Source organism: Archangium violaceum (assembly GCF_016859125.1).
Taxonomy (GTDB): domain Bacteria; phylum Myxococcota; class Myxococcia; order Myxococcales; family Myxococcaceae; genus Archangium; species Archangium violaceum_A.
On the sequence record NZ_CP069338.1, the window covers coordinates 12,513,162 to 12,525,773 of the forward strand.

General features: G+C 69.1%; 10 protein-coding genes. 9 read left to right on the forward strand and 1 reads right to left on the reverse strand.

Going from position 1 to position 12,612, the window contains the following annotated elements; translation table 11 throughout:
• Positions 1-8: 8 nt before the first annotated feature.
• The 9 genes from JQX13_RS52890 (at position 9) to JQX13_RS52930 (ending at position 11,777) form a co-directional block, all read left to right on the forward strand.
• Positions 9-2,375, forward strand: a complete 2,367-nt coding sequence (locus tag JQX13_RS52890) for a tetratricopeptide repeat protein (RefSeq protein WP_203406923.1) — start codon at positions 9-11, stop codon at positions 2,373-2,375.
• The gene (locus tag JQX13_RS52895; protein ID WP_203406924.1) at positions 2,376-5,666 is read left to right on the forward strand and encodes a tetratricopeptide repeat protein; all 3,291 of its coding nucleotides are present in this window, start codon (positions 2,376-2,378) and stop codon (positions 5,664-5,666) included.
• Between the two features lie 2 nt (positions 5,667-5,668).
• Complete coding sequence (locus JQX13_RS52900; RefSeq protein WP_203406925.1) at positions 5,669-6,958, forward strand: tetratricopeptide repeat protein; 1,290 nt, start codon at positions 5,669-5,671, stop codon at positions 6,956-6,958.
• Positions 6,959-6,966: 8 nt separating this feature from the next.
• Positions 6,967-7,236: a hypothetical protein gene (locus JQX13_RS52905; RefSeq protein ID WP_203406926.1), complete on the forward strand. Its 270-nt coding sequence runs from the start codon at positions 6,967-6,969 to the stop codon at positions 7,234-7,236.
• A 26-nt stretch (positions 7,237-7,262) separates the two neighbouring features.
• Positions 7,263-8,621 (forward strand): AgmX/PglI C-terminal domain-containing protein, encoded by a 1,359-nt coding sequence (locus JQX13_RS52910; RefSeq protein ID WP_203406927.1) that lies wholly within the window; start codon positions 7,263-7,265, stop codon positions 8,619-8,621.
• A 38-nt stretch (positions 8,622-8,659) separates the two neighbouring features.
• On the forward strand, positions 8,660-9,109 hold the full coding sequence (locus JQX13_RS52915; RefSeq protein WP_203406928.1) for a cyclic nucleotide-binding domain-containing protein: 450 nt from the start codon (positions 8,660-8,662) through the stop codon (positions 9,107-9,109).
• A 78-nt stretch (positions 9,110-9,187) separates the two neighbouring features.
• A complete protein-coding gene (locus JQX13_RS52920) occupies positions 9,188-9,751 on the forward strand; it encodes a hypothetical protein (RefSeq protein WP_203406929.1) in 564 nt (187 codons plus the stop codon).
• A 120-nt stretch (positions 9,752-9,871) separates the two neighbouring features.
• Complete coding sequence (locus JQX13_RS52925; protein WP_203406930.1) at positions 9,872-11,152, forward strand: hypothetical protein; 1,281 nt, start codon at positions 9,872-9,874, stop codon at positions 11,150-11,152.
• Positions 11,153-11,165: 13 nt separating this feature from the next.
• Positions 11,166-11,777 (forward strand): polysaccharide biosynthesis/export family protein, encoded by a 612-nt coding sequence (locus tag JQX13_RS52930; protein ID WP_203412621.1) that lies wholly within the window; start codon positions 11,166-11,168, stop codon positions 11,775-11,777.
• A 4-nt stretch (positions 11,778-11,781) separates the two neighbouring features.
• On the opposite strand, the gene JQX13_RS52935 is transcribed toward JQX13_RS52930, so the two are convergent.
• Complete coding sequence (locus JQX13_RS52935; RefSeq protein WP_203406931.1) at positions 11,782-12,606, reverse strand: inositol monophosphatase family protein; 825 nt, start codon at positions 12,604-12,606, stop codon at positions 11,782-11,784.
• Positions 12,607-12,612: the final 6 nt, after the last annotated feature.

Sequence of the window (12,612 nt, forward strand, 5' to 3'; positions counted from 1 at the left end):
GGCCGGCCTTGGGTACGTCGCGCCTCCATGCCCTGCTGCTCGCGGCGGCCACGCTCGTGGCTCCTGGTTCCGCGCATGCCGCGGAGGCCTCGCCCGTCTCCCGCCCCTCCGTCAAGGAGCTGTCCTCGCGCCTGCAGCAGGTGTCCGGTCAGCTCCAGGCGGCCGAGGAGAACCTCCGCTTCGTCGAGACGCAGTACACCCAGCGTCCCGAGCCCGGTGAGACGGAGATGCAGCTGCGGCGCTTCTCCGACGGGGAGATTCAATACCTGCTGGGCGACTGGCCCGCCGCGTCGGTGCTCTTCTACGACCTGGTGGGAGACCCCCGGTTCCGCGACAACCCGCGCTACCCGGACGCGCTCTTCTACCTCTCGGACTCGCTCTACCAGCAGCAGAACTACATCGCCGCGCGCATCTACCTGCGCGAGCTGCTCACGCTCCCCCACACGAGCCACTACCGGGAAGCGCTCGTGCGCTACCTGGAGGTCGCCAGTCGGCTCAACCAGTTCACGGGACTCGACGAGTACATCGAACGGGCCCGGAGCCTGTCGGGCGGCCAGCTGCCTCCGGAGCTCGAGTACGTCTACGCCAAGTGGCTCTTCAAGCGGACGGACCTGCCGGATGACCAGCGGCGGGAGCGGGCCCGAGCCGCCTTCGAGCCGCTGGCCCGGACGGCCGGTGGACGCTTCCAGAAGCAGAGCGCGTACTTCCTGGGTGTGCTGTCCGTGCAGGCCGGCGACTACGCGGGCGCCGTGGAGCAGTTCCGCCCCCTGGCGGCCGGCACGCCCGAGCAGCCGGAGCTCGTGCGCCTGAAGGAGCTGGCCAGTCTTTCGCTGGCGCGGCTGCTCTACGAGCTGGGCCGCTACGACGAGGCGCTCGACCGCTACGCGGAGGTTCCGCGCGAGAGCGAGTCCTTCGTGGATTCGCTCTACGAGATGGCCTGGGTGCACGTGAAGAAGGGGGACTTCGCGAAGGCGAAGAACGCCACGGACATGCTCCTGCTGGTGGGGCCCGAGTCCACCCTCGCCCCCGAGGCCCGCCTGCTCCAGGGACACCTGCAGCTCAAGCTGAGGAACTACGACGAGGCCACTTCCACGTATGAGGGCGTCATCGGCACCTACAAGCCGGTGCGCGACCAGGTGGACGGGCTGCTGAGGGAGAACCAGGACCCCATCGCGTACTTCGACAACCTGCTGGCGCGCAACGAGCGCACCCTGGACATCACCACGCTGCTGCCGCCGATGGCGCTCAAGTTCGCCACCACGCAGAAGGAGGTGGCGGACGCGCTGCGGATGCAGAAGGACATCGACAGCAGCCAGCAGGGCGTGGAGGAGTCGAAGGCCATCGCCACGCGCATCCTCCTGGCCCTGGACGAGCGCGGCCTCGAGGTGTTCCCCGAATTGCAGGAGGGCTACCTCCGGGCGGACGCGGTGGACAGCGCGCTCGTGCGCTCGGAGCAGTGGTTGGTGCAGGTGGAGGGGGACGTGCTGCGCGACAAGCTCACCCCCGAGGAGCGCACCGCGCTGGAGGGCGTGCGCCACGAGCGGGAGGCCCTGGGCAAACGCCTGGCCACCCTTCCCACCAACCAGGAGGAGCTGAAGGCACGTCAGCAGCGGATGCAGGACCGGGTGGACGAGCTGGACCGCGAGGCCTTCCAGCTGGGCTTCGAGCTGCAGAGCATGAACGCCATCGCCACCGCGGTGCGCAAGTGGCTGGACGACACGCGCGAGGAGAGCCAGGCCACTCCCGAGGAGGAGAAGGAGTTCCTCACCCAGCTGCGCAACGAGGAACAGACGGCGCGGGCGCTCCAGGACGAGCTGCAACGGCTGCGCTCGCGCCTGGCGGACGAGCGCGCCTCCTCCAACGCCTACGTCTCGGGAGAGCACGTGCTGCGCGAGCAGTACCGGGAGACCCTGCGCCGCGAGCACGCGCTCATGGCCGCGGCCGAGCAGCGGCTGTCTGGAGACGACGCGGCGCTGGTGGCCCGGACCCACGAGACGCGCCAGCGCTCCGACGCCCTGCGCGCCCGGGTGGAGGTGGCCCGGCAGGTGCTGCGTGCCCAGGTGGAGCAGCGCGGCAGGGTCATCCGCGACAAGGTGCTGGCCGAGCAGAAGCTCCTCCAGGACTACCACCAGGAGGTGGCCAGCGTGACGGGCAGCGCGCGCCACCTGGTGGGCCGCATCGCCTTCGAGAGCATCCAGAAGGTACGCAAGCAGTTCTATGACCTGGTCCTCAAGGCGGACGTGGGGCTGGTGGACGTGGCCTTCACGCGCAAGCAGGACAAGACGACAGAAATCCAGCAGCTGTCCGTGCAGAAGGACGAGGAGCTGCGCTCCCTGGAGAAGGAGTTCGAGGAAGTCCTCAAGGATGTGAACTAGATGCGCCGCCCCCTGCTGCTCACCCTCCTGACGTTGGCCACCGCGCGGGCCGCCGCGCAGGACCCGGCGCGTCCCGAGCCGGCCGCCGCCGCGCCCCAGCAGCAACCGGTGCGCTCGCGCTTCGCGGGCCTGGGCCGCACGCCCGAGCAGGAGAAGCTGCTGGAGGAGCTCAGCGAGGCCGTCCAGCGCTACGAGGAGGAGTCGCGCGAATACAAGCGCGAGGTGCAGCGCCTCATCGAGAAGAAGTACCAGGAGCGGCGCGATCGGCTGTCGGAGGCGTACGAGCAGACGCTCTCGCACCTGGAGGTCCAGGAGCGTCAGGAGCGGCAGGAAGCCATCGCGCGCTTCGAGGAGTTCCTCCGGCGCTACCCCGACGAGCAGCGCTACACGCCGGACGTGATGTTCCGTCTGGCGGAGCTGTACTTCGAGCGCTCCAGCGACGCGCACAACGTCGCCATGCGCGAACACCAGGAGAAGCTGCGCACCCTCCCCGAGAACGCCGAGCCCCCCGCCGAGCCGCAGGTGGACTTCAACCCGTCCATCGCGCTCTACCGGCAGCTGCTCTCCCGCTTCCCGGACTACCGGCTCAACGACGGCGCCTGGTACCTGCTCGGCTACTGCCTGCAGGAGCAGCGGGCCTTCGAAGAGGGCCGCGTCGCCTATCAGCAGATCATCACCCATTACCCCAAGAGCCGCTTCGCCACCGAGGCGTGGGTCCGCATCGGCGAGTACTACTTCGACAACCCGGACACGCTCCCCCAGGCGGCCGAGGCGTACGAAGCCGCCATCCGCAACACCTCGCACCCGCTCTACGACAGGGCCCTCTACAAACTGGGGTGGACGTACTACCGCCTGGACCGCTTCGACGAGGCGGTCGATCGCTTCATCGCGCTGGTGGACTTCTATGAGGCCCAGCGTGCCGCCACGGGCAGTGACGCCGGCGGAGACCTGCGCACCGAGGCGCTCCAGTACACGGCCATCTCCTTCGCCGACGAGCAGTGGGGCGGCCTCGACAAGGCCCGGGCGTACTTCGCGCGGATCGGCCCCCGCCCCTACGAGCCCGAGCTGTATCGGCGCCTGGGGGATGTCTACTTCGACCAGACCAACCACGAGGCGGCCATCGCGGCCTGGCGGCTGGTGCTGGAAAAGGAGCCCCTCGCACCGGACGCCCCCCTGCTCCAACAGAGGATCGTCCAGGCGTACGAGCGCGACCGCAAGCTGACCGAGTCCTCCGCCGAGGCCCAGAAGCTCTCCGAGCTCTACTCGCCCGGCTCCGCCTGGTACCAGAAGCACCAGCGCGATCCGGACGTGCTGGCCACCGCGAACGACCTGACGGAGAAGAGCCTCTACTCCAGCGCCATCTACCACCACCAGCAGGCGCTCGTGTTCAAGCAGGAGGGCAAGGTCGACCAGGCCAAGGCGAGCTTCGAGATGGCCGCCACCGGCTACGGCAAGTACCTGGAGCGCTTCCCTCGCAGCAAGAACGCCTACGAGATCGAGTTCTACGCCGCCGAGTGTCTCTACAACTCGCTGCGGTTCGCCGAGGCGGCCCGGCACTACGAGGCGGTGCGCGACTCGACCCTGGGCAACAAGTACTTCGCCGAGTCGGCCTTCAGCGCGGTGCTCGCCTGGCAGAAGCAGCTCGAGGTGGACATCAAGGCGGGCAAGCAGCCCGAGCCCACGCCGCTGCGCTCCACCGAGCGCCCCGAGGGCCGCGCCGTCACGCCCACCCCGCTCACCCCGCTCGAGGCGAAGCTGGTGGCCGCCTCGGACATCCACGTGGCGAAGCTCCCCACGAGCGAGCGCAACCCCACCCTCGCCTACAAGGCGGCGGAGCTGTACTACGCCCACGACGACTTCCCCGAGGCGCGCCGGCGCTTCGAGGCCATCGTGAAGGCCTGGCCCCAGCACGAGGTGGCCCGCTTCTCCACCAACCTCATCGTGGAGAGCTTCCTCATCGACCAGGACTGGAAGAGCGTCGAGGAGGTCAGCGGCAAGCTCGCCAACAACAAGGACGTCATCGATCCCACGAGCGACCTCCACAAGGACCTGGTCCGCTTCAAGCTCGCCGGCCGCTTCAAGCTCGCCGACCAGCTCCTCGCCGAGGGGAAGTACGAGGAGGCCGCCGCCAAGTACATCGAGCTCGTCGACGAGGCCCCGCGCCACGAGTTCGCCGACAAGGCCCTCAACAACGCCGCCGTGGCCTATGAGAAGACCCAGCGCTTCGACTCGGCCCTCAAGCTCTACGAGCGCATCTTCCGCGAGTACCCCTCCTCGCCGCTCGCCGACGGAGCCCTCTTCCGCGTGGCGGTGAACGCGGAGAACTCGTACGACTTCGACAAGGCGGTGGACAGCTACCAGAAGCTGGTGAAGGACTACCCCGCCTCGAAGGACCGCGAGGCCGCGCTCTTCAACGCCGCGCGCCTGCTCGAGGGTCAGCAGCGCTACGCCGAGGCCGCCGCCGCCTTCCAACGCTACGCCGAGCTCTTCCCCAAGGCCGAGGACGCCCCGCGCAACCAGTACCAGGCCGCGCTCATCCTCGAGAAGCAGCAGGACTGGAAGGGGGAGATCCGCGCGCTGGAGTCCTTCGTGCGCAAGTTCGCCTCCCAGCCCGCGCAGGTGGAGCTCGTGGTGGAGGCCCGGCGCCGCATCGGCGACGCGTGGGCGAAGCAGAAGAACGAGAAGGAGGCCCTGCGCGCCTACGCGGCCTCCGCCGACGAGTTCGACCGCCGCAAGCTCCAGCCGGACACCCACCCGCGCGCCGCGGACGCCGCCGCCTACAGCCGCTTCCACCTCGCCGAGGCGGAGCTGCGCAGGTTCGACGCGCTGAAGATCGGCGGCAAGGGCAAGGCCCTCGAGCGCAGCTTCACCGCCAAGCGCACCGCGGTGAAGTCCGTCAATGACGCCTACGCCCGCGTCTTCCCCTACAAGCGGCTGGAGTGGACGCTCGCCGCGCTCTACCGCCGTGGCTACGCCCTGGAGCGCTTCGCCAACACCATCATCGAGACGCCCGTCCCACCCGACGTGAAGCGGCTCGGCGAGGAGGCCGTGGTCGCCTACCAGGATCTGCTCTCCCAGCAGACCGCGACGCTGGAGGACGCGGCCGTCGAGAGCTACGCCGCCACCCTCCAGGAGGCACGCAAGAGCCGTATCTCCAACGAGTGGACGAAGAAGACGCTCGAATCGCTCCACCGCTTCCGGCCCAAGGAGTATCCGGTGCTCAAGGAGCCCAAGGACGCCATCGCCTCGGATCTGCTCTACCCCGAGGGCCCCCTGGAAGGTGGACAGTGAGCATGCGCCGACTGCTCGCCCCGGGCCTGCTGCTGCTCTCGCTGGCCTGCGCCACCACGCCCGGGCCCGGCCCGGAGGCCGGGACGGACGCCCCGCCCACGAAACCCTCGGACACGAGCACCCCGGACACGAGCACCCCGGACACGGGCACCCCACCGGCCGCCACGTTGGAGAAGCAGCCGACCCGGGACACCGGAAAGAAGGCGCCTCCCGCGGCGGAGTCCTCGTACAAGACCCAGGCCGAGCGCCGCCCGAAGGACGACCGCGCATGGACGAACCTCGGCATCGTCCAGGAGCGCATGGGCCGCAACGACGAGGCCGAGCGCTCCTACCGGCAGGCGCTGACGCTGAAGCCGGACCAGCAGGCCGCCTGGGACAACCTCACCCGCCTCCAGTGCCGCACCGGACGCGCCGCCCAGGCCGAGTCCTCGCTGCGTGAGCAGCTCCAGGCCACGCCGGGCGCCGTCGCCCCGCGCATCGCGCTCGTCCAGGCCCTGCTGTGCCAGAAGAAGCTCGACGCGGCCGCCACCGAGGCCAAGCGCGTCCTCAAGGCCGAGGAACGCAACGTGCGCGCCATGCAGTTGCTCGCCCAGGTGTACTACCGCGAGCGCAAATACGAGCTGGCCAGGATGGTGCTCGAGAACGCCCGCACCCTCGCCCCCGGCGAGGCCGTCACGCACAACGCCCTGGGGCTGGTGCAGCTCGCGCTCGGGTCGAAGCCCGCCGCCCTGGAAGCCTTCAAGAAGGCCTCGGAGCTGAAGCCGGAGTTCGCCGAGGCGCGCAACAACCTCGGCGCCCTCCTCAACGAGGCCCAGGACCACGAGGCCGCCGCCCGTGAGCTCGAGGCCGCTGTCCAGGCCGCCCCGGACTTCGTCTCCGCCCGGCTCAACCTCGGCAACGCCTACCGCGGCCTGGGTGATTTCGCCCGCGCCCTCGCCGAGTACCAGCACGTGCTCCGCCTCGCCCCGGAGCTGCCGGACACCCTGTTCAACCTCGCCATCCTCCACCTCGACGCCGAGCCCCCGGACATGGACACCCTCGTCCGGCTCCAGACGAGCCTCTCCTACTTCGAGCAGTACCGCGCGAAGGGCGGCAAGGACGAGCGGGTGGACACCTACGTCAAGGACGCCAGGAAGGGCATCGAGAAGGAAGAGCGTCGGCGCGAGCGCGAGAAGCGGGAGCAACTGCGCAAGGCCCAGAAAGCCGAGGAAGACAAGAAGAAGGCCGGCGGTGCCCCTCCCCCTGCCCCCGAGGCCGCCGGCTCGGGTAGAGTGGCCGAGGACAAGAAGTGAGCCCGCCCATGCGCCCTGCCCTCGCCCTCCTCCTGCTGCTCGCCACGCCCGCGCTCGCGCAGGAAGGCGCCTCGTCCACGACGTCCACGGCCTCCAAGGACAAGGACACCAAGAAGAAGAAGGTCATCCGCCTGGACGCCATCACCGTCGAGGGCCACATCCAAAAACCGCAGGCCTTCTACGTCCTCTCCCGCTCCAACCTGAACTTCGACGAGCTCAACAAGGCCGAGAGCTTCACGCCCAAGGTCGTCAAGAGCGTGGAGAAGGAACCTTTCTAGGGTAGGAAGGGTCCCAGAGAAGAACCATGGCTTCCCCTCAGCACAGCAGGATCCTCCGCGTCGGCCTCGTCCAGGACGGGCGCATCCTCGAGGAGCGTCACCTGCGCCAGCCCGGTGACTTCACCGTCGGGCAGGATCCCAAGAACACCCTCGTGCTGCCGCTGCCGGACCTGCCGGCCAGCTTCCCCGTCTTCGAGTACCGGGCCAACCAGTACAGCCTCGTCTTCAACGAGGACATGAAGGGCCGGGTGAACCTCGGCTCCTCGGACGTGGACTTCCAGACGCTGCGCACCCAGGGCATGGCCATGGAGCGCGGCGATCAGTACGTCCTGCCCCTGCAGGAGAGCGCCCGCGGGCTGGTGGAGCTCGACAAGGATCTCCGCCTCCTCTTCCAGTTCATCACCCCCCCGCCCGAGTCCGAGAAGCCGCAGCTTCCCCCGGACCTCCAGGGCGGCTCGTGGCGGACCATGGACCGGATGTTCTTCGGCATCCTGGCCGCCTCGCTGCTCATCCACTTCTCCGGCGCGGCGATCATCATCGCCTCCGAGCCGCCCCCCGAGCCCGAGCTGGAGCTGGATCAGCTGGATGACCGCTTCGCCCGGGTGTTCCTCCCTCCGCCCAGGCCCGAGGAGCCCAAGCAGCAGGCCGCCGACAAGGCCCAGGCGGAGGCCCCCGAGGAGAAGAAGCCCAAGGAGAGCAACCCGGACGACAAGCCCGCCGAGACGGCCTCCAGGCCCGCCAACGCGGAGGAGGCCGCCGCCCGGAAGGCCGAGGTGGCGAAGAAGGTGGCGGGCAAGGGCCTGTTGAAGATCCTCGGCTCCTCGGGCAGTGGCAGCGGAGGCGCGTTCGCGGACGTGCTCGGCGGCAGCACCAGGAGCGGCGACATCGCCTCGGCGCTGGCGGGCGCGGGCGGAGTGGGCGTCGCCACCGAGGCCTCGGTGGGCAAGAACGGGCCCCGCGGAGGTGACACCGGAAAGGTGGCCGGCATCGGCGACCTCGGCACCAGCGGCGGCGGCAAGGTGGACCTGGGCTCCAAGAAGGAGGTCGAGGTCTCCGGCCGCGTCACCAGCTCCGCCCCCGAGGTGGAGAGCTCGGAGGTGGACCGGGACGCGCTCGCCCGCTACGTCAAGAACCGCCTCCGGTCCATCCAGGGCTGCTACGAGAAGGAGCTCAAGCGCAACCCCAACCTCAAGGGCAAGGTGCTGGTGCGCTTCAGCATCAGGCCCACCGGGCGGACGGGGGAGATCGAAATCGAGGAAAACACCCTGGGCAATGACGCGGTGGCCAGTTGCATCCGGACGGTCATCCGCGGCTGGGTGTTCCCCTTCAAACCAGACGACGATGTTTCGGTGGCCTACCCGTTCGTCTTCTCGCCCGCGGGGTAGACTCCGAGCAGCGCACCGCATCCTGGGGGGTCGGGGACATGGAGAAGCTGGCCATCATTTCCGCATCGCCGCTGTTCGAGATGCTCTCCAGCACGGAGTTGGCGCATCTGGCCGAGCTGGCCGAGCAGCGGCGCTATGCCGACGGGGAGCTCGTGTTCGAGGAGGGAGAGCTGGGTGACAGCCTCTACGTCATCGTTCGCGGCGAGGTGGAGGTGGTCCGCGGCGACGGCGGTGGGGTGCTCCGGCCGCTCACCGTGCTCACCGCTCCGGACTTCTTCGGGGAGATGAGCGTCATCGACAAGGAGTACCGCTCCGCCACGGTGCGGGCGCGCACGGAGGCTGTGCTGCTGCGACTCACCACCCAACACCTGGCCACCTTCCGCCAGACCCACCGAGACGGCTTCACCTTCGTCGTCATCAACATCGCGCGAATCCTGTCCGCGCGGGTTCGCGAGGCCAATGCCCGCCTCACGGCCAGGCAAGCCTGAGACCACAGCCCGCGTTGACACCCCCGGCTCGCCTTTCTTAGGGTCGGGACATTTCGCCGCAGCCCTGGAGCAGAGGACATGCGCTACATCCGAATGCTAGCGGTGGTGCTCGCAAGTGGGCTCGCGCAGGCCCAGTCCACCCCCCGTACACCCCCGGCCGCCGGCCCCGCGTCCTTCCTGCAGGAGAAGGCCAGCGACGTACCGGACGTGACGAAGCTCGAGCGCAGCAACAACTCCCTCACCTCCATGCGGGAGGTGCTCCGGGACGTGCTGGCCAAGCTGGAGGAGGCCCGGCGCGCCAGGGACGTGGTGAAGCTCAACTGCGTCAACGAGAAGCTCACGCAGATCAAGGGCCTGCTGCGCATCTCCGAGCAGTCCGACGTGGCGCTCCAGGAGGCGGTGGCCAGGAAGGACAACACCTCCAGCGAGCACGAGTACACCAAGGTCCTGATCGCCCATCAGAAGGTGTCCGGGCTGCGTTCCGAGGCGGAGAAGTGCATCGGCCAGCTCGCTTTCCGAGCGGACGAGAACATGTCGGTGGAGGTCGAGGAGCCCGAGGGCCTGCCCGGAGGAGACCCCACCCAGCCCAGGCCCCTCGAGGACATCCGCGTCCGCCCTCCGCCAAGCAGCGCGGTTAGATGATTCCAGCCAGGTTGACTTCCAGCCCCCCAGGCGGCCGTGACCGTCGGGGCCTGGGCAAAGTCATTTCGAGCACGGATGAAGTGCGTGCTATGAGCACTGGCTCGGGGAACTGATCGTCTCATGACGCAGCCTGCCAACACATCGAGGGCCTGGTGCCTGCTGGCAACGCTGGCGATGCTGGCCTCGTGGCCGGCGTTCGGACAGGCGGAACCTCCGACCTTCCGGGGAAGCCCGGAGCGAGGCGGTAACGGCCTCAAGGTGGGTAACGGTCGGCTGCACCTCACCTTCGACTTCGAGACGCGGTACGACAGCGCCGCCGGCTACTTCCCTCCCCCGGGTAACGTCGATCCCACCGCGGTGTCGGACCAGCTCTCCGGGGAAGCCGTGATGCACATCCGTCCCGGACTGAAGCTGGAGCTCCCCGGCTCCAGGCTGGACGTGGACTTCAAGGGCTACGCCGACTACGTCCATTACACCGGCCTGTTCGCTCCGGGCTCGACCAACACGTCCCGCGTGGAAGCGCTGGCGGACCTCGGCATCACCTACGACAGGGAAGCACCCATCGGGGTGGAGCTGATGGACCACCTCCAGCGCTCGGACCAGACGAGCAGCGTGGCGCTCGGCGCGGGCGTGCTGTCGCTCTACAACGAGGCGCAGCTGAAGGTGCCGATCCGGCCCGGAGGCGGCGCCTTCGAGGTGACGCCCCAGCTGGCCTGGGGATTGGAGCACTTCAAGGCGACCGGCGCCCTGCGCCCGATAGGCTGCGACGGGCCCGAGTGCGATCCGGCCCTGGTGAGCACCTTCGACTACAGCAACGTGCGGGCGGGTCTCAATGCCCGCTGGCGCTTCCTGCCGAAGACGGCGGTGGTGATGGACACCGACTTCAACGTGCGCACCTACGCCGAGGGCGGGACTCCGACCGCCCTGCTGATGCACGCCCGGGCGGGTCTATCGGGACTGGTGACCCCGAAGATCTCCGTGACCGCCACGCTGGGCTGGGGCAAGGATTTCGGCACGGTGGCGGCGAGCTCGCTCCTCGCCCAACTGGAGGCCAACTACCTGCTGAGCCAGACGGCCAGCATCAAGGCCGGCTATTCGCGCACCCTGGAGCCCGTGGCGTACCTGGGCATGTTCCGAGATGACCGCGGGTACATGGAAGCGCAGGCCCTGCTCGGAGGCCGGCTCTCCGTGCGGGGACTCGCCTCGTTCGATCGCCTGAGCTTCGAGGGCGACCGGCGCGACACGATCTTCAAGCTGGATATCGGCCCCCAATACCAGTTCGAGAAGTGGCTCATCGTCGGGGCTGGCTACCTGTTGGGAGTCCGTTCGTCCTCGATGAGCGGCGCCGGAATCAACTACTCCCGCCACGAAGGGTATGTTCGAGTGTCCGTGGTGTATTGAGACGGCCTCCGTGATGCGCTCCCCATTCCTGCTCGTATTGCTGCTCGGCGCGCTGACGGCGTGCCGCACTCCCGCTTCCTCCCAGGCGCTCGACGCCTCCACCGTTCCTCCGCCCTCGGCGCCCGTGGCCTCCGACACCGGCCGCACGCTCGGCGCGGGAGACCTGGTGGATGTGCGCGTCTACCAGGAGCCCGATCATTCGGGTGTCTGGGCCGTCTCCTCCGAGGGCACCATCGACTACCCGCTGTGCGGGAAGATCCACCTCGCGGGCCGCACCTCCGGGACCGCCGCGGACGTGCTGCGCGAGTGCCTCGCCCGCTACCTGAAGCACCCCGATGTGTCCGTCGTCATCCGCGAGTACAACTCGAAGAAGGTCTTCGTCTTCGGCGAGGTGCAGAAGCCGGGCACGTTCTCCTACGAGGAGGGGATGACCGTCATCGAGGCGCTCACCCTGGCCGGCGGCCTCACCAAGACGGCCTCGCCCAACGGCACCCAGGTGGCGCGGCAGATGGAAGGCCAGCAGCTGAAGATTCGCGTCCCGGTGAAGGACATCCGCGACGGCGTGGAGAAGAACTTCCCCCTCCAGCCGGGCGACATCATCTTCGTGCCGGAGAGCTTCTTCTAGGCGCTCAGGCGCGCGGGGCCGGGGGCGTCCAGCCGATGTCGGCGAGGAAGCCCTGGGACTCGGAGATGAGCTGCGCGGCCAGCCCCGGCGCGCAGGCGAGCACGTCGCCGATTCCCACCTGGAAGGGGGCCCCGTCGATGCGCACCATCGTCCCGCCCGCCTCGCTCACCAGCAGCGAGCCCGCGGCCACGTCCCAGGGCTTGAGGCCGAACTCGAAGAAGCCATCGAAGCGGCCGGCGGCCACGTAGGCCAGATCCAACGCCGCGCTGCCCGTGCGCCGCATGCCCTGCGCCCGGACGATGAAGCGCCGCAACAGCCCCACCGGGCCCTCGGGCCGCTGGTGCACGTCATAGGGGAAGCCCGTGCACAGCAGCGCGTGCCCCAGCTCCGTGGTGCCCGAGGCCCTCAGGGGATGACCGTTGAGCGTGGCCCCCTCCCCTCGCGCCGCGGAGAAGAGCTCGTCCAGCATCGGGTTGTAGATGGCGCCGGCGAGCACTCCGTCCGGCCCCTCCACCCCCACGCTCACACAGAAGTGCGGCACCCGGTGCGCGTAGTTGGTGGTGCCATCCAGGGGATCCACGATCCACCGCAGGCCCGAGCCCTTCGAGGCCCCACTCTCCTCGGCCAGGATCGCATGGCCCGGGTAGCGCTGGCGGATGAAGCCGAGCACCGCCGCCTCGGCCGCCCGGTCCGCGTCGGTGACCAGATCGATACCTCCCTTGTACTCGATGGTGCGCTCGCCCTGGAAACGCTCGGCGAGCACGCGGCCCGCGAGCCGGGCCCCCTCCTCGGCGATGCGGCGCAGGGTCGCGGGCGATTCATCCGACATGACGGC